General features: G+C 55.7%; 17 protein-coding genes. 1 reads left to right on the plus strand and 16 read right to left on the minus strand.

Translation table 11 applies throughout. The annotated features are described in order from the left end of the window. Positions 1-37: 37 nt before the first annotated feature. Positions 38-712 carry a DUF3800 domain-containing protein gene (locus tag AC6I0Y_RS06995; protein WP_497730405.1) on the plus strand — a complete coding sequence of 225 codons (675 nt, stop codon included), beginning with the start codon at positions 38-40 and terminating at the stop codon, positions 710-712. A 126-nt stretch (positions 713-838) separates the two neighbouring features. Here the strand turns inward: AC6I0Y_RS06995 and AC6I0Y_RS07000 are convergent, their stop codons facing one another. From AC6I0Y_RS07000 to AC6I0Y_RS07075, 16 genes are all read right to left on the minus strand, one after another. Then, positions 839-1,954, minus strand: a complete 1,116-nt coding sequence (locus tag AC6I0Y_RS07000) for an acyltransferase family protein (RefSeq protein ID WP_497730408.1) — start codon at positions 1,952-1,954, stop codon at positions 839-841. A 58-nt stretch (positions 1,955-2,012) separates the two neighbouring features. Continuing rightward, positions 2,013-2,822 carry an HD domain-containing protein gene (locus tag AC6I0Y_RS07005; RefSeq protein WP_497730410.1) on the minus strand — a complete coding sequence of 270 codons (810 nt, stop codon included), beginning with the start codon at positions 2,820-2,822 and terminating at the stop codon, positions 2,013-2,015. Continuing rightward, positions 2,809-4,023, minus strand: coding sequence for an ATP-grasp domain-containing protein (locus AC6I0Y_RS07010; RefSeq protein WP_497730413.1), 1,215 nt, complete (start codon positions 4,021-4,023; stop codon positions 2,809-2,811). Before AC6I0Y_RS07010 ends, AC6I0Y_RS07005 begins: the two co-directional genes overlap by 14 nt. Then, positions 4,020-5,069 (minus strand): UDP-2,4-diacetamido-2,4,6-trideoxy-beta-L-altropyranose hydrolase, encoded by a 1,050-nt coding sequence (pseG, locus tag AC6I0Y_RS07015; RefSeq protein WP_497730415.1) that lies wholly within the window; start codon positions 5,067-5,069, stop codon positions 4,020-4,022. The genes AC6I0Y_RS07010 and pseG overlap by 4 nt, the downstream gene beginning before the upstream one ends. Next, a complete protein-coding gene (locus tag AC6I0Y_RS07020; RefSeq protein WP_497730417.1) occupies positions 5,050-6,045 on the minus strand; it encodes an NAD-dependent epimerase/dehydratase family protein in 996 nt (331 codons plus the stop codon). The genes pseG and AC6I0Y_RS07020 overlap by 20 nt, the downstream gene beginning before the upstream one ends. A 1-nt stretch (position 6,046) precedes the next feature. After that, complete coding sequence (locus AC6I0Y_RS07025; RefSeq protein WP_497730420.1) at positions 6,047-7,150, minus strand: NAD-dependent epimerase/dehydratase family protein; 1,104 nt, start codon at positions 7,148-7,150, stop codon at positions 6,047-6,049. A 53-nt stretch (positions 7,151-7,203) separates the two neighbouring features. Next, positions 7,204-8,241, minus strand: coding sequence for a pseudaminic acid synthase (pseI, locus tag AC6I0Y_RS07030; RefSeq protein WP_497730422.1), 1,038 nt, complete (start codon positions 8,239-8,241; stop codon positions 7,204-7,206). Further along, positions 8,238-8,939, minus strand: coding sequence for a pseudaminic acid cytidylyltransferase (gene pseF / locus AC6I0Y_RS07035; protein WP_497730425.1), 702 nt, complete (start codon positions 8,937-8,939; stop codon positions 8,238-8,240). Before pseF ends, pseI begins: the two co-directional genes overlap by 4 nt. Continuing rightward, positions 8,932-9,600, minus strand: a complete 669-nt coding sequence (locus tag AC6I0Y_RS07040) for an LbetaH domain-containing protein (protein WP_497730428.1) — start codon at positions 9,598-9,600, stop codon at positions 8,932-8,934. The genes pseF and AC6I0Y_RS07040 overlap by 8 nt, the downstream gene beginning before the upstream one ends. Next, positions 9,594-10,805, minus strand: coding sequence for a UDP-4-amino-4,6-dideoxy-N-acetyl-beta-L-altrosamine transaminase (pseC, locus tag AC6I0Y_RS07045; RefSeq protein WP_497730431.1), 1,212 nt, complete (start codon positions 10,803-10,805; stop codon positions 9,594-9,596). The genes AC6I0Y_RS07040 and pseC overlap by 7 nt, the downstream gene beginning before the upstream one ends. Before the next feature lie 12 nt (positions 10,806-10,817). After that, the gene (pseB, locus tag AC6I0Y_RS07050) at positions 10,818-11,840 is read right to left on the minus strand and encodes a UDP-N-acetylglucosamine 4,6-dehydratase (inverting) (protein ID WP_497730434.1); all 1,023 of its coding nucleotides are present in this window, start codon (positions 11,838-11,840) and stop codon (positions 10,818-10,820) included. A gap of 56 nt (positions 11,841-11,896) precedes the next feature. Next, positions 11,897-13,366 carry a lipopolysaccharide biosynthesis protein gene (locus AC6I0Y_RS07055; RefSeq protein WP_497730436.1) on the minus strand — a complete coding sequence of 490 codons (1,470 nt, stop codon included), beginning with the start codon at positions 13,364-13,366 and terminating at the stop codon, positions 11,897-11,899. 76 nt (positions 13,367-13,442) lie between these two features. After that, the gene (locus AC6I0Y_RS07060; RefSeq protein ID WP_497730439.1) at positions 13,443-14,876 is read right to left on the minus strand and encodes a DUF6418 domain-containing protein; all 1,434 of its coding nucleotides are present in this window, start codon (positions 14,874-14,876) and stop codon (positions 13,443-13,445) included. Further along, a complete protein-coding gene (locus AC6I0Y_RS07065) occupies positions 14,873-16,012 on the minus strand; it encodes a hypothetical protein (protein ID WP_497730441.1) in 1,140 nt (379 codons plus the stop codon). Before AC6I0Y_RS07065 ends, AC6I0Y_RS07060 begins: the two co-directional genes overlap by 4 nt. Then, positions 16,009-16,998: a glycosyltransferase family 2 protein gene (locus AC6I0Y_RS07070; protein WP_497730444.1), complete on the minus strand. Its 990-nt coding sequence runs from the start codon at positions 16,996-16,998 to the stop codon at positions 16,009-16,011. The genes AC6I0Y_RS07065 and AC6I0Y_RS07070 overlap by 4 nt, the downstream gene beginning before the upstream one ends. After that, a complete protein-coding gene (locus AC6I0Y_RS07075) occupies positions 16,998-17,879 on the minus strand; it encodes a glycosyltransferase family 2 protein (protein ID WP_497730447.1) in 882 nt (293 codons plus the stop codon). The genes AC6I0Y_RS07070 and AC6I0Y_RS07075 overlap by 1 nt, the downstream gene beginning before the upstream one ends. Between the last annotated feature and the right edge of the window lies 1 nt (position 17,880).

Raw genomic sequence — 17,880 nt, forward strand, 5'->3', positions numbered from 1 at the left:
GGGCAGTCCCCCGGCATTTTTTCTATAAGGAGGCCGCATGGGGGAGCTTTCGATCTTCGTCGACGAGTCAGGTGAGGTCGGTCCGAGATCGAAGCACTACCTCATTACGCTTCTCTTCCACAGCCAGGACAAGAGTCTCGCAACGCATTTCGCAAAATACGAGCGCATCCTGGGCGACTGCCAGATGCCCGACATACCCTTCCACCTGTCCCCGCTTCTGAACGGCCACGACGATTATGAGGGTCTGTCCCCAAGCGACCGGAAGCGCTACCTCTCCAAATTCCTCGTCTTCTCCCAAGCCCTCCCCTTCGCCTATCACACCTTCGCTTATCGGAAATCCGATTTCTCAAGCAGCGGCAAGATGATCCAGAGGATGCGGAGGGACATGACTTCCTTCCTCTTCGACCACCTTGAGTTCCTTCAGTCCTTCGATTCGGTAAAGATCTACTACGACGACGGCCAGCAGGCGGTGACGAACACGCTCCACGACGCGATTCAGTACGTCGTCGCCAAGGACGCCGCCTTGTTTAAGAGCGCCGAACCGCGCGTGTACCGACTGTCGCAGGTGGCCGACTTCGTCTGCGGAATAGAGCTGACCGCCATCAAGTACGGCACAAGGGAGCAAACCGCCACGGACGAGCGCTTCTTCGGCGGATCGAATGCCTTCAAGAAGAACTACCTCCGGAAGCTGAGAAAGAAGAGGATTGGGTAAAGGAGCGGCGGTGCTCTTTGCCACCTCGCAAAGGACTAACCGCCCTGATGCATCGTTGGGAAGCTATGTGGGTTTGCTGTGGGTAATTGCCTCGGGACTTTTGCGAGGCGTAGGAAACACCGCATGCTATAAGGAGGCCTTGAAAGCCGTCCTCTTCCCCACTTTTGTCTTAAGATAGGCGCCGATCGCGTAGTGAGCATACCCCACGGCGGTGCACGTCGCCACAGAGAAGACGATAGAGCCGCCAAGGCCCATCGCGTCGAACCAGCCCACGTGAGCGTTCATGAAGTAGAAGAAGAGCATCTGGAAGATGTATATGTGCAGCGCTGCCTTGCTTATCGACTCGAAGAACAGGCTGACGCGCGACGGGAGACGATTCCCTCCAAAACCGAGAAGGCTAGGTGGTCCCCAGCGATAGCACATGGACATGACGAGCATCATGATCCCCGTCGCGTAGACAAACGACAGCATAGAGGAGTTCCTCCAGCCCTCCCCGCTTGGCAACCAGACACCCCAGATGTTGCCGGAAGTCAAATAACATGCACCAATAACAAAGAGAACCAATCCGACAAGGGAGAACCCCAGCGTGCCCATCCTGCCCTTGCGGTACCAATCGCTGATGACGATGCCAGCGAGGAGGTAGAACCCGTACCGAATCAGTACCAGACGATACACTTGAGGCGATATCAGTTCGAGAAACGCGGCGATCTCCCACGCGACAACAGCCAAAGCGCCAGCCACCAAAGTCGCCCTAGGCCACCTTTTGCGCCACGCGCAGAGGAAGGGCAGCGCGAGGTACATCTGGAAGAGCATTGGGACGTAGTATCCTCCTGGGCCGTTTCCGCCACAGAGATAGTCCACCAAGATCGCCGGCAAAAGCATCAACCGACTACAAGGAATATCGATTCCTATTAACTGGCTTGCCGATGCATAGATATTGGATTGCGCGAAAACAAGGAAAAGAAGAGCGGCGAACACTATCGAGTAGGGCACGATAACGCGCTTGATCCTGGGAACGAGCCTGTCCTTCCGCAGCTCATCACGCGGACGCTCCGACCCATGGCGATAGAAGGCGAGGTTGAACAGGAAGGCGCTTATGAGCCAGAAGAAGGGAACCGCTTGGTCAATCCAGAACGCGAATTGCAGATCAGCACGCATAGCCCCCGTGATGAGCGGAACGTGGGTGACGATGATGAAGGTCTTCATGAGTACCTTCACGTAGTCGAAAAGGACTATGCGCATATGTCCTTCTCGCACAGCGCGCTTGGCAGAACATCCAGGAAGGATCCCGAAGCCAATGTCACGCCACCGTCCTCGCTATCTCATTCCACTTGATCTGAGTGTCTGGGCGGAGGAAGCACGGGCTAAGACCGAAGGGCCGAGCAACCAGCTCCTCCAAGTAACCACACCTACTCAGCACTTTGACAGCAGGATCACTTGTTAGCTCGAAGGTAAGGCAGACGACGCCTACCAAGCCATCAAGCTCCTCCTCGCGATCAGCAGGTCCGAGGCAGCGACGCTCGCGAAAGCCCGCCATCGCCGCATCGGAGATCCCGCCACAAACGAACTCCTCCGATGTCAGCCCTAGCACCGCTTCGCACTCGCTCCGAGAGAACACCCGTATTATGTCGATCTTATCGGCATCGCGCAGTATCTCGCAGAGCAACCGCGTGCGGGGATCGAGACCACCCGGCAATCGCAGGTCGCTGTGCAGGCCAACGGCGCGCCTGACGATCGACGCCCACCTGGGATCATCCGTGAACTCCGACAGCATGCCCCTCCGGCTTCGCAGATCAGCGCCCGGCAGCTCGTCCCCTTCGAGAACGGCCAGACCTAGCTTCGCATGGCTAATCGATTCAGAGTCCCGGAACGTTCCCCATATCCGCAACTGCTCGAAGCGGCCAATGTCGTGCAGGAGCCCGCATAACCACGCCAGGTCAACGTCATCGGAACCTAAGCCAATACCCCGCGCCACCTCCGCGCACAGATTGGCGACATTCAACGTGTGCTCGTATTTGAGGGCGATCTGAGGGTTTTGAAAATCAAAGCCCCTGACATACCTTTCGAATACGCCGACAGCGGCAGAGCGGTCAAATCTAGGAAAGGACAACTTCGATCTCCCCCAACGCCCAATCGGCAAGGGATACAGCCGCCTCAGCATCCGGGCCGGAGCATATAATATGCCCAACTCTGTCGTTGCTAGAATGAGGCATTTCAATGCGATCTCCGGGAGAGAGGTAGAGACTAACCTCCTCGACGCCCTCCGCGTCCCTCACCTCATCAGGAACAAAGACAGATTCGATCACCCCGGATCGCGACGCTGTAATGAACCTCACGGCGCTCCCCCGACATTTCTTGGGGGAAAAGTCATAGGGCTGACCGAGAGCCACGGCGATAGATCCCTCGACCACATCGACGCCCGTCGATAGCGGCACGAGGTGCGACGTGATGAAGTCACCTCCGAGCCGCGCAGCGGTCTCGATGACCTTCGGGCCATCATCCGTCATCATCACCTCCGTATGGGAGGGGCCGGTCACTATGCCTATAGCCTCCAAGGTTCTAAGCGCGATGCCGCGAATTGCCTCCTGGGCGTCATAGTCAAGACGCGAGGGCTCTGAGTGACCGAGCTCGACGAAATATGGAGGCGCCGTCGTCGTCTTGTCCGTAATGGAGAGTATCGTCGTTTCCCCCTCTACGGTCATGGCTTCGACGCTGACCTCGGGCCCGGAGAGCCGCTCCTCAACCATGACGGTGCCTTTCCTCGAGAAGTCGCGAAAGAAGGCGAACAGCTCTTCGATAGGTCTACCCCGGTCGGCAGGCTCGATCAGCCTCACGCCGCGGCTCGCCGCGGAATCAGCAGGCTTCGCTATACATTCGTAATCGAAATGATCAAGCGCAGCCCTGAACTCCTCAACCGTGTCGCAGGCGAAGAACACTGGCACAGGAACGTCATGCTCGGCAAGTCGCGCCCTCATCGCATCTTTCTGGGTAGCGCAAACGGCATCCACGGGAGAGATTCCCGCGGGAAGCCCCAATCTCTCGGAGACAAGGGCCGCCACCCTCACCGGAGCATCGCTCGTCGAGGTGATGACAAAGTCAGCGTCCTCGCCTCTCGCAAGCTCCTCAATAGCGTCAACATCGAGGGTGCTCGTAAGCGAAGCCGCATCGGCAACCGCAAAGCCGACCGCTGTCGGATCATAATCGGCGCAGACCACGCGAAAACCAAGTCTCTGGGCAGCCTCTATCGCCGGAACCTGGAGCCTACTCCCCCCAAGCATGACGACCGTCTTTCGCTCATCAAGCTGCATCATAGCGCTATGATCTCCTTCGCAATCCTATCCGCACCGCGGCCGTCGATGAGGCGATGCGCGCATAAGGCAATGGTATGCGCGCGGCCCGGATCGGAAACGAGCCCCTCGAGCAGATGAAGTACCCTATCTGCGCTCTCGCTAACCGCATCGCCCACATACCCTGCATAAGCGATCGCGTCAAGCCTTGCCAGCGATTCGGCGCTAGGAACCTGCTCCTCCACCATTGCAAACGTAACCGCCGGCAGACCAACAGCCGCCATCTCGTAAACCGTTGTCCCGTTTGCCGAAACGGCAACGTCGGCTGACATCATAAGCTTCGCCATGTCCGAAACGCTGCGATGTAGCTCGACGCGAGGATGCGCTGACGCGATGCCCTCGATCTCCGAGGCATCTGCGAACATCCCGCCAACAACAACCGCAAACGAAACATCGTCGAGCAATTCTGATTTCAGGGCTGCGTTCAAAAAAATCGGCACGAACCTCATCGGGTCGGTGTTTCCCGTAGTCACCAAGACCCTGCTGATCTTGCCCATTCGAGCCTTATAGGAATCAGCAAACTGCGCCCGAAGGGGCGCGAAGGACGGGCCGAGCAGAAGCCGCGTTCCACGACCGCCGTAAATCGTCTCATAGCCTTGCATATCGACATCGGTCGAGTAGTTGGCCAGAAGGGCGAGATCCCCCAAGTCACCAGCCTTGCTCCCCAAATAGCACACCCGACAACATCGGGAGAGGCGATTCACGTAGGAACCTGTAACCGAGTAGGTGTCCACTAACACCACCGGCTTCTCCGGCGCCCGGAGGCATCGATCCTCGAGGATCTCAATCCCCTCTTCAATTTTTCGCCAATCAACTCCTAGGACGAGCGCCTCGTAGCCCCTCTCGCGTATGACGTCGACAGGCCCGCCATCCGACAGGACAAACTCAACGTCAGCCCCTCGGCTCCTCAGGGCATCGGCAACCGAGAGGCAACGCATGACGTGGCCCGACGCAATCGCGGCATTAGCGTCTGTCCTTATTAACACTTTCTTAGGAGAAGAGCTGCTCATATTCTCCCCTCATGAGCTCGTCGCGATAATCCCTCATCATCCTATAGGGGTCTCCATATTGGGGCTCAAAGCCGAGCTCCTTCTTTATTCTCTCGTTTGACATTCGAGGAAATCCACCGTTGTTGGAAACGCCAGGATCAGAAACCACTTGGGAAACCCCAGCTTCACCCGCGAAAGCCTCCGCAGTGGCTCTCGCGAGATCCCAAATCGAGAAATTCTCATCGTAGGATACGTTATAGAGACCGCTTCCAGTCGAGGAGTCAAGAGCATCGGCGATGGCTATGGCCATGTCCTTCACGTAGAGAACATCCTTTGGGGTCGAAGGGTCGCCAAACACCCTGATCGTCTCTCCAGCCGCAGCCTTATCCATGAATACTTGAAGGCCCGACTTCTGGACGACACCATCCTTGGCGAAAGAGCCATGGGGGCCAACGCCATAGATGGAGGGTATCCTCAACCAGATGTTCTTCATTCCGTAACGCTCATTGTAATATCTAAGCATCTCCGCTTTCTCAGTATTGCTCACCACATAGGCGGCATGATCATCAAGATAGGAGAACCGAAGGGGAGAATCCTCGTCGATCACTTCGTTGGGATCGTATAGCCTGCAATCAAAACGAGATATTATGTCCACAAGTCTCGGCACACCGTTCGCGCGGCACCATTCAAGTACATTCAACGTTCCTACTACATTTGTCTCGATGTACTCGACGATATCCTCATCCGCCGGATCCTTCTCGACATTGGCAGGCATCCGTGCCGCCAACGAAACGGCCCCATCGAAGCTGCCGTGAAGGCCCTCAAGGGATGTCGGATCGCGCAGATCAACCCTCACGTAATCTACTCCTCGCCGTGCGTAATGCTCGGCAAATCGGGTGTTCCTGCCTGTCGCCACCACCTCAGCGCCCCTAGCAAGAAGTTCGTCGATAGCATAGGCCCCAAGGAAACTTGAACCACCAACAACTAGATATCGCATGCTAAGCCGCCTTTCTCGAAGCAGTTCTGATCGGTTTGGCGGCGCAAGCAATTAGGATTTCTCTATTGAGCCCCCCCCCCCGATAACCACAGGTGGTGTCCTGGAAAAGCTCCGGCATCACTCCGCGCTCCTCCTCAAATTTCCAATCCGCCATCAGGTCGCGGAAATCGGCAAACGCCGGCGAATAACCGAAATCGTGCTGGGCCCGACCGATTTCAAACCGATAAGGTGTGATTCCGTTCGGCCTATCGGGATCTACACTCACTACGGACTTCCCCATCGGCCCGGCAAACACATCAGCTATGGCCTCAGCCTGCTCAAGCAGCGATACCGCGCGACCAGACCCAATGTTGTAGAGCCCGGACGTCCTCTCGCCACCAGCCGCCCTGACGAACGCCTGGGCAACATCCTTGACGTAGACGATATCCCTCACCGCAGTTTCAGCATCGCCAAAGACGGTTATGGGCTCGCCGGCCTTCGCCTTGTCGACAAACAGTCCGATACCCGATTTCCTCACCACTCCATTCACACGCAGGGAGTCGTGGGGGCCACACCCATAGACGGGAGGAAGCCTGAACACTGCGTTTTTCATCCCATACTGATTGTTGTAGTATGACAACAGATCGCACGCCGCGTTCTTCGATATCACATAGGCGGCATGGTCGCCGCTCAGCTTAAAGTCCCTTGGCCATGTCTCCAAGACGGTTTCTTGGGCGCTCCATCTGTTTTGAACGTCGGCGTAAGATGTGGTGGACACAATCCTGCCAACGTCATTTCTTCTGCACCACTCAAGCAAGGCGGTCATTCCCAGTGTATTTGTTCGTATGTAGTCGCCCGCATCATCCTCCGACTTCAGGTTAAACGTGGAATTTGCGGGGAGACGGCCTGCCAAGTGAATGACTGCATCGATATCAGTCGGCAGCGATTCAAGCCCCTTTGGGTCGTCAAAATCCAAAGGGAGGTACTCAACGCCCACGGTGGCATAATGCTTCTCAAAATGCGGATTACGACCAGTACCAACGACTTCATGCCCGGCATCTAGGAGTGCCTCAGCCGTATAGGCCCCAATGAAGCTCGACGCGCCAATTAACAGATACTTATTCACGCCCCATTCCTCTCTTGATAGTTATGCCAGATCCACCCTGCCTGCCTGATCCCTCAGTCATCCAGGTCAGAAGGCACTATGGGCGACCCGAAAGCAATGTCACGCCGCGCCACTTGCCCGAGAAGATCTTCCAGGCGCTTCGGCGCAATGCCGTATGCCGGCCTAATGCTGCGAACGTTTTCCGTCGTAAACGTCTCCCCTTTGGCAATAGGTCTCACAGCATAGAGAGAGCGACGGCCGACAAGTCCGCGCTCCTCCTTCTCGGAACGTTTGTAAGTGACAGAACCGATGGCGGCTCTGGCGATCTGCACGTCACGAACCATGGAGGCGAACTCCTCCGGCTCCATGGAAAACTCCGAGTCCACGGTCTTGTCCTCACGTGTAAGACAGAAGTGCTTCTCGATAACGCCGGCACCGAGCGTAGCGGCGGCAATGTCAACAGCCCAGCCCATGGAGTGGTCGGAGAGACCCACATGGCACCCGAAACGCTCCCTCATATCGACCATGGTCATGATATTCATGTCCGCATAAACCGCTGGATACTCGCTTGTGCACTTGAGCAGCACGATCTGGTCATTACCGACCGACCGACAGGCGTCGACTGCCTCGCCGATCTCCTCCTCACTGCCCATTCCGCACGAGATCACCATCGGCTTACCCTTGGATGCGGTATAGCGTATGAGCGGGATATCCACCAGCTCCGGAGAGGCAATCTTATACATCTCAACGCCAATAGACTCCAAGAAGTCCACTGACGTAGGATCGAACACCGAGGAGAGGAAATCCATTCCTAGTCGCTCACATTCCCGTTTGATCTCCTCCTGCCACTCCCAGGGAGTGTGCGCCTCCTCGTAAAGATCGTAGAGAGTGCGCCCTTCCCAAAGCCCGCCCGCCTGAGTCTGGAAGTCGGGCGAGTCGCAGTCGATGGTGATGGTGTCGGCGGTGTAGGTCTGGAGCTTCAGGCAGTCTGCGCCGGCCGTGGCAGCCGAGCGCACGATCTCCATCGCGCTCTCAACGTTGCCCCCGTGGTTGCCAGACATCTCCGCGATAAAGTAGACGTCCCCCTTCTCTAAAGCATCGAAAAGCCTCATAGAGCACCCCTTCCGATCATTGCTTGATATTTTTGCTCGGCTGTCTCCCAATCCTCCAACGTGTCAATGTCCTGAACGAATTGAGGGGGGATCCAGAGAGCCTTCGTCTCGCTGGTCATGAAGCTTCCTGCCTCTCGAAACGCATCTGTTGTGGCGAAATAAAATCGCCCGCAGTCGTGAGCCATCTTGGGAAGATCCTGGCTTCGCATGGAGGCGAACTCGGGAAAGGCATAGGAAAGAGAGCCATCTGCATGCACCTTGAAGCCCCTTAACGGGGGAAAGTCATAGGAAGTCACAGGCACAACCGACTCCGCGCCATTCTCTATCATGTCAGCCGCTTCGCGTAACTCCGAAACACTGGCAAAGGGGGCTGTTGGATAGAGGCAGCACACCACGTCGAACTCCTTGCCAGCATGCTTGTAGTCGCTTAGCACTTCCCTGATCACATCGGAGGTAGCTGCGTAGTCATCGCTGGCACGCTCGCTTCTCATGAATGGAACCGATGCGCCGAACTCCCGCGCCACAGCCGCGATGGCCTCATCGTCGGTGGAGACCATAACCTCGTCAAAGAGCCCGCTCTCACACGCCGCCTCTATCGAGTAGGCAATAATGGGCCTTCCGCAGAACTCCTTGATGTTCTTGTGCGGTATGCGCTTCGAACCGCCACGCGCCGTGATGATGCAGATGGCGCTAGTCATAGACAAACACCGATTCGGCGTACTCGCGAACATACTCCAATTTGTTCTCCTTTATCACCAAATTGGGGCTCTGGCCGAAAACGATAGACCCACTCGGTATGGTCTCGTCTTTGACGAAGGCGTTAGCCGAAATGATGACGTTATCACCGATCTCGCTTTTTCCGATCACCTTCGAGTCGCTCAACATGAAGACAGACTCCCCGAATACGGGGTAGGCCCCATGGTTGTTCCCGACCGTGCACCCCTGCCCGAAACTGAAGTAATTGCCGTAGCACGCGCGACCCATCACCGCGCCGAGCGGATGATCGAAGGTGAAGACATCGGGCATATCAACCTGGTAGAACAGGTCAGCCCCCGAAAGCGCCTTGCAAAGGGCGTAGACCTTGTCGCAAACAGGGCCGCATCCTGCAAGATATGCCTCGCGGGAAAGCGAATAGAGGAAGAAGGCCCACTGACATCCATGCAGCGGATCGAACCTCACCCGCCCTGCATCACGATAGTATTTGTTTCTCACCCGAGAAAAGGATCTCTCGCAGCGACCAAGCGCTTCTGGCAACAGCGTCTCTAGGACTGACCTCTCGCTGTCATCGAGAGGAAACAAGCTGCTCGTCTGGCGGAACAGCATATCTCGGATCTTATCTTCAGGTATGGAGGTCAGCATTCTCGACCCCGCCCTCTCTCCCGGCACCACTCAACAACCTTCGTCACAGCATCAACCACGTGCTGGACGTCCTCGTCAGTGAGACCGCAGTGCAGCGGCAACGTGACGGCGTGGTCGTAGTAGTCCTCCGCGTTCGGGCACTCGCCTCGCCCGTGGCCTAAATCCTGGTAGTACGGCAGCAAGTAGACGGGCAGATAGTGTACGTTCACGCCGATGTTCTCCGCTTTGAGAGCATCGAAGATGAACTGGCGGGACACGCCAAGCGCCTCGGTGTCGAACTTCAGGCAGTAGAGGTGGCGCGTCGTCTTCTCGGGGGTCGCGTCAATTTGGAATGACACCTCGGGAACCTCGGAGAATCGTTCGTTATAGAACGAGACTATCTCTCGACGGCGTGCTGAGAACTCGGGCAGGCGCCTGAGCTGGCTCAAGCCAAGCGACGCCTCGATGTCGCTGATGCGGTAGTTGTAGCCCAAAACCAGCTGCTCGTAGTACCAGCCGCCCTGACCCCTGTCGCGCAGCAAGTCGCAATCGCGGGTGATGCCGTGCTTAGCGTAGAGCCCCACCATCCGGGCCAGCTCCGGGTCGCTCGTGACGACCGCGCCGCCCTCCCCCGTCGTGACCGTCTTTACGGGATGGAAGCTCAGCGTCGTGATGTCGGCGAGGGATCCCACCGGGATGCCTCCGCGCGAGGATCCGAGCGAGTGGGCCGCGTCCTCTATGAAGACGAGGCCGAACTCATCGCAGATGGCCCGGATCTCGTCGGCGTCCACGGGTACGCCGCCGAAATCGACTGCGACCACGGCCCGTGTCCTGCCGGTAATCTTCTCGCGGATGGACGTCGGGGAGATGTTCCAGGTATCGGGATCGACGTCAGCGAACACCGGAGTCGCCCCGCAATAGCGCACGCAGTTGGCTGACGCCGCGAAGGTGATGGGAGACACGATAACCTCGTCCCCCGGCTTGATCCCCGCTGCGAGGCAGGCGACATGGAGCGCCGCCGTGCCGTTCGCCACAGCAGTCACGAACTCCGCACCCGTCACACCCTTAAGAGCCTCCTCAAACGCCTCGGTCGCCGGCCCGCAGGTAAGGTAGTCGCTCCTCAGGCAGTCGACCACCGCCCGGATGTCCTCCTCCGAGATGTCCTGATGCCCGTAGCCCAGATACCGCTCGCTTGCGGGGAGGCCGCCGTTGATGGCAAGTTCCATGGTCAGTCCGCCCTAGTACTTGATGGTCATGTCGGACAGGAGCTCGCGCAACTGCTCGACCGAGAGCCAGTCGGTGTTGGTGGCCGAGTCGTAGACGAAGCCCTGCTCGACCTTCTTCCCGCCCGCCAGGTCGATCTCGGACAGGTCGCACCACTCCATATGCGGGTAGATGATGTAGTTCTTCTCGTACTCGTAGGTGGTCATGCTGTCGGCGGCGGGAACCATGCACTCCGAGAGCTTCTCGCCCTCGCGAATGCCGACTTCCACCTGCTTGGCGTTGGGCGCCATCGCCGTGGCGAGGTCAGTGACCATGAACGAAGGGATCTTCGAGATGAACGTCTCTCCGCCCTCGGCCTCAGCGAGCGCCTTGACCACCAGCTGGATGCCCTCGTCGAGCGAGATCCAGAAGCGCGACATGCGGAAGTCCGTGATAGGGAGTTCCGTCGCGCCGCCCTTGATGAGGTTGTCGAAGAACGGGATGATCGAGCCCCGCGACCCGGCGACGTTACCGTAGCGCACGACGGAAAACGTGGTGCCGGACTGCCCCCGGTAGGCGTTGGCCGCGATGAAAAGCTTGTCGGAGACGAGCTTGGTGCCGCCGTAGAGGTTCACGGGGTTGACAGCCTTGTCGGTGGAGAGCGCGACGACCTTCTGGACGCCGGAGTCGAGCGAGGCGTTGACCAGGTTCATGGCGCCGTCGATGTTGGTCTTGACTGCCTCCATCGGGTTGTACTCGCAGGCGGGTACCTGCTTGAGGGCGGCCGCGTGGATCACGTAGTCGACGCCGACGAGGGCGCGGCGCAGCCGGGCTTCGTCACGCATATCGCCGATGAAGTAGCGCAGCCTGGAGTCATAGTCCTTGCCGGCAGCCTTGCCGAGCTCGACGAACTTGTTGCGCATGACGAACTGCTTGTACTCGTCACGCGAGTAGATGATGATCTTCTTAGGGTCGTAGCGCTCGAGCACGTATTGCGTGAACGCGTTGCCGAACGACCCGGTGCCGCCCGTTACGAGAATTGTCTTACCGTCTAGCATTGTTCTATTCCTTTCCGTAGCGCGGGGCTTGCCGATCGCCTAATGCGACAGCGCTCTCATTGGGAGCCGCTGCTCCCTTTGCCCTCCTTGAGCCCGGTCAGCACCCCCTGAACCTCCTCAAGCCCCGGCACCTTGAGAATCCACGAGCCTGCAAGGTAGAGGACAAAAAAGACAGGAACCTGGAGAGCCAGGCAAGGAAGGTGCGAGAAGCCCAGGAAGGGCACGAGGAGGGACGCGAGGGCCGCGACAGCCGACATGCCGATAGCGGGAAGACCAGCGGCCAGCTGGTTCCTCGCGCCATAACCGAGTACGCGACCCGCCGGATAGAGATCCACAAAGAGAATGGACGCGGCACCCACGACGGCTGCAGCTACGGCAACACAGTAAATGTCGCGACTGACCGCCGCCGTACCACCGATGAGGAGAACCCCCATGGCAACCTTGATCGTCTGGAGTCTGAGATAGAGGCCGCTATCCCCCAAGGCCATATAGGCCCTGAGGTTCACGAGCTGGAGTATCAGCAGACAGTTGGGAACGCAGGCCAATTGAAATACGGGAACACACGGCAACCACTTGTCACCAAGAAGAAGAGCAACGAAAGGCTCGGCTATCACCGCAAAAAAGAAGGAGAGCGGAGCCACCGCGAAGGTCCCAACCTTAACCGCCTTCTCTAGCGCTTCTCTCAAAGAATCCCTGTTGTGCTTAAGCGTCGAAAAAACTGGAAACAGCACGTTCTGCAATGCGTTGCTTGCCATTGAAATGGCTGCATTAGGCCACTTTCTCCCCTGACTGTAGTATCCGAGCGAGGCAGGCGAACACGTCTTGCCAACTATGAGTTCAGATACACCGACATACAAGACGTTCAGGATTCCCGTAACGCAGATCTTCCAGCCGTAGGAGAAGAGAAACCTGGCCTCCGCCCCATCGAAGACAAACGAGGGTCTCCATGGCACGACGAAGAGAAAGGAAACGAATGTGACAACGGAGAGCGAGAGAGATTGCAGCACAAGGGCCCATATCCCCCAGCCAGCCGTTGCCGCCAGAATGCCAAGGAGGCCGGAAGCAACGACGGCAGCGATGTTCACCTTGCATAGCTCCTTGAAGCAGAAGCCTCTTTGCAGGTAGGCGCGTTGTATGGAGTTGGCGGCATTGGTGAACACCGCCAACGTAAGGACGCGAAGGTACGCGGACAACTCAGGCATATCATAGAGGCGAGCGATAGGCGGCGCAGCCATAAAGAGAATCGCGTAGAGAGCTACAGAAAGCCCCAAGCTGAGCCAGAAGGCAGTCGAGAAGGACGTGCTCGAAGCGTCGGATTTCTGTATGAGGGCCATCCCCAAACCGCTCTGAGCTATCGAGTTCGCCACCTCGACCACCACAAGGAGGATGGCCAAGATGCCGAACATCTCGGGCGCCAAGAGACGCGCAAGGACAATCTGGACGAGAAGCGCCACGACTTTCGAGCCGCCCTGCTCGAGGAAAGACCATATAAAGGAATTAAGGGTTTTTCCTAAACCGCGACTCATTCGCCTTCTGCGGAAAAACAGAAGCCAGCGCAGGCTGCGCATTTGCAAGCAGAGTTTCTATTCACCGTACGCCTGCTCAGCCTACCCGCCTCAAAACAACGCCTCTTGCAAGGGCCTCGGTCCTTTTGCAAGAATTCTTGCTCATAAGCCAGCTGATGGAGAAAAGCGAAATGACGGCAAAAGCTGTAGTGGTGAGTAGGCTGTTAAGCGTAGCCATAGCAAAGACGGCCATTAAGGTCAAGTAAAGCCAATTCCACAGGACGGCACGAATCCCCTGCCAATGCAGAAAACATCTGATGCCGGTATTCACCAGCAAAGCCATCACGACCCCCTTGAGAAAGGAGAAAGCCACGACCCCGATCGGGCCTAAGCAATACAGCGCTGTGGCAAAACCAGCCTCAGAATACCTAACCCCCGAAGATATGACCGCATCAACGCGAGAGGTAGGAGCCGTGAAGTACATTATGTTGTATATCCCGTAGTCTGAGCCCACATTCCCAGACACAACAGTGCTTCCCGAGATAGCACCGGATAGCTCATTTTGCAGCTGCTCAGGATATACAGCCCCATCGAGCAAGTCATATGTCTTCCACCAAAGCTGCCCTTGCTGGGCAGAGCGCTGTGTCAGGAAATCCATCGCGCTCACTGTCGAGGTAAACGAATAGGCGAAGGCCGCAAAAGCAACGAGGATTAGTACAGATCCTAGCGCCAGGAAAACAACCTTCTGCAGTTTGCGACGGCCCATGAGAAAGAGCTTGTCCAGATGAACGAGGAACAACAGGCATACGATATTAAAATAGCCGCCGAATTTCGTTCCTGTCAAAAAAAGAGTGAGGAAATACACAGCAAGAAAAACCACTCCAAAGCAGCGATATTTCTCACTTCGAGTCAAAATAACTGGACACACGGAAAGGAAACTCAGCCATCCAGGAATCCTCCCAAAAATACCCGTTAAATAGCTGCTCGCGTAAGAGAACCTATCTACGCCCATCAAAATCGCAGGAGACGATGCAACCCTGAAAAGCAGCACAAGGGACAAGACGAAAAAGGCAATCGATAGAGCAAAGACTATTTCCTTCAGGACAGCCTGCCTCCGACCCCTCTCCTCTACCAAAACAGGGAGGTCGATTTCAACCCCGCATTTCGTGTCAAACGCCAAAATTGAACAAAACATAATCCATTGGGCGAGCACAAGAAGAGGCAGAGCTCCCACATAACCTGATTCACAGCTCAGCTCATTCAGGTAAAAATGGCCGAATTCGCACATAAGGCAGCCTAAGGTGCAAGCCACTGCGGAAAAAATAAGCTGTAAGTATTTGAAAACGAGAATCGGCCGAGATGCTACCGCGAAGAAAGCCCACAGAAGAAAGGAGGTTATAGAAACTAGACTACTCGCATGATTATCTGAAGTGAGGAAACAGGCCAACAGAATACCGCCCTCCAGAAGAGTAAGCGGCAGAGGAAGACCTCTTTCGCGAAGGCCTGCTTTATCGTCTTCAAGTGAGGTCATCGCAGCATGTCCTCTAAAAGACGCCTCTCTACCTGCTTGCTAAGGACAGTTGCCCTATGATCGGAGAAGCGCCACACAGCCTCGTCGCCAGCCCCTCTCCTAATAAGGTCGAAGGAGGCTCGCATCTCCTCGCTGGATAATCTTATGCCAAGCCCCCAGTACTTCTGGACTACATGCTTCTGCGCATCCGTTATTTTTCCTTCTCTCATCCGAAAGACGGAGACAACCTCCTCAATCTCTTCCTCCCTGCACAACGACCTGGCAGAGGGAGACACCAGTCGCTCATCCTCTTTTTCCGAAAAAGAATAAGTTGCTGCCTGGCTTAGTATTACGTGAGGGACACCCAATGCAACAGAATAGCCGACATGTGTCCCCACCCCATTGGACGCTGTAAGATCCGACTGCTCGATAATGGAGCGAAGGCGTGGCAAAAAAAGAGGATCCATGTTATGCCCGGCACAAACAACTCTGTAACCATTCTGCTCGTACTTTCTCCCCAATCCCCTTAAAACATCCAGAAAGAAGAGGCAGACGCGAACTTCTTCTATTTCATGCTGCAACGCCAAAAGAGAGATATCCCTATCGAGACCCTCGAATTCGTACTCCGCCGTCGCCTCTTGAACAGAATGTTGGGGGAAAACAGTCAGAACGCTCTTGTGCTCCCCGTTCTCGTCCGTACTTTCAGGTGAACTCATGAGCGGCTCTGCATACTGAATATATGGCCCGACTGTCAATACCGGCTTATCACATGTTTCTCGTATATGTTGCCGGCGAGCTTCGCCAAAAGTGACAACTCCCGGTAATCCGCTTTCTGCCGTCTCTCGGTTAAATACGGTGCCTCCAAAATAAACACCATGCTCTATGCACGCGAAAATCTGCTTCTCATATCCAGAATACTTCTTCAGCAGATTGGCATGACCGTAGCAATCATTTCCTGTATAGAGCTCACGACGCTCATAGATATCCGGATAGGAGACTCTCGCGTCTATCGTTTTTAGACCCAGATCAGAGACACATTTCTTTTGACGCACAGAGACAACACGATTGTGAACCCCATTTCTCAGCGAGGAATAAGTCTTTGGGCCAAGCCGTCTCCTAAGAAAACTCTTTATGCTCTCCTTTGTCGCAGACTTCATCGAGAGCGCATCCCTCTGTCACCGGACAAAGCAACCATGATTTGCCCCGCTTTTCTTAAGCCTCTCTTCCAGCAGCCGCTTCGAAAAAGGGCGATCAATCGAGCGCAAGAACCTCCCGTCATGGATGATGCATACAATTCCAAATTGGAGGCCTCTTCTTCCGGAATTGCCGAATCATAGATGTTCAAGAACAAGCGGCATTGTCTGACGCTGCGAGAAATGCTATCAACCATGCCCGTGAAGTTGCCAAAGTAATTTCCGACGGAAAAGCCACTTGCTCCCACTTCGTTGCCACCATGCTGACGATAAAGAGCGAGCGGTTCCGAAACGTAATCGACCCTGCCAAAGGCAGCCACCAAGATCATTAGCCACCAATCATGCATTATGATTTCGTCCCTCTCTTCGAGAGAACCTTTGAAAGACTGTTTGGCCAATTCAAGCAAAGACCGATTAAAGAGCATCGTGCAGCCAGGTGCGACAGCTTGAGCCACAACGTATTCGAGTTTTGTCCTCGCCGGATCAATGCCTTCATAGCGAAAAAAGGAATCCGAGATCACGTTAAGAGACGAGTCGACAACTTTCATATCAGAAAAAACCATAAGAGGCCGTTCTTTGCCGTATAGCTGTTCAAGCTCTAACAACTTGCCACGCAAAACGGACACTTTACTATCCAGCCAGACATCATCTTGATCGCAAAACATGACGTAGTCGGCATCAGTTTCGGAAAGGAGCGAGATAAAGTTATCTCTCGCCCCCCCTTTCTTGCCGCAAGCAATGAGATGAATTCTCTCATCTCTCAATGCCAAACTTCTTACCATCTCGCACGTAGAGTCTGAGGAGCAGTCATCTGATACGAAGAGTCTCCAATCTCCGTCCCTCTGAGCAATAACCGACTCGATTTGCTCAGTAATATATTTCTCCCCATTGAACGTGGCCATCAATATGTCAATTTCTGGCTGAAACGCCCCCTTCTTCTCTGGAGCCATTACGATGTCACCCTTATTCGTTTAAAACCCTCCCGCCGCCCCACGCGGTTCCCGATCAGACGAGCAGCACAGTCCGCGACGAAAGACAAGGCCTCACAGAGGCGGTGCTCAGCTATCAACTGCGAAAGAACGCTTCTCGCGAGAACTACACCCTCTCCTACCTCAGACTCACAGCATATAAGACTCCTGTTTTCCTCAAGCACCCTGCCAAGTAACCTGTTCCGAAGGTATTGCTCCCTCAGCGAGAGATTATGCGAATGGAAAACTTGCGCCTCAGCCGCATAGGCGACTTTCTTTCCTGCATTTATGAACTTCGCCGCCATGAACATATCCTCGTTGGTCTCGCAAGGACGCAGGAATCCCCCCTGCGCAAAATAGTCGGAACGACGATAAGCAGAGCAGACATCAGAGGCGTAATAGGCCTTAACTCCCATCTCAGCGATACTGCTCTTGCTCTTCACGACCGATCGCGCTGGATAGTTGAATTCCCTCACAAGCTGTTCGAAGCGACGCGCGTCCGCCTTGGGTAGCTGACGGCCAGTAACCATAGCCACGAACGGATCCTCTTCTAAGGGTCTAATAAGCGACTCAATGTAATCGTAATTTGCGGGAAGAGCATCCTGGGTTAGGAAGAGAACGTAATCCCCAGTCGTCTCAAGGACGCCCCTATGGCGCGTAGCGCCATGATCGAACTCCCTTCGATCTATGGGCAACATAGTGATCCCAGGGAAGGATGACACGATCTCCACCGTATCATCCTCGGAGTCAGAGTCGATTATGAGCACCTCGTTTGGCTTAATCGTCTGAGCCAGAAGCCGTTCGAGGAGAGATCCTATCTCTCCAGCCGCATTCAAAGTGGGTATTACGACACTCACGCGCATG

It is taken from the genome of Adlercreutzia sp. St.1H8 (assembly GCF_059728655.1).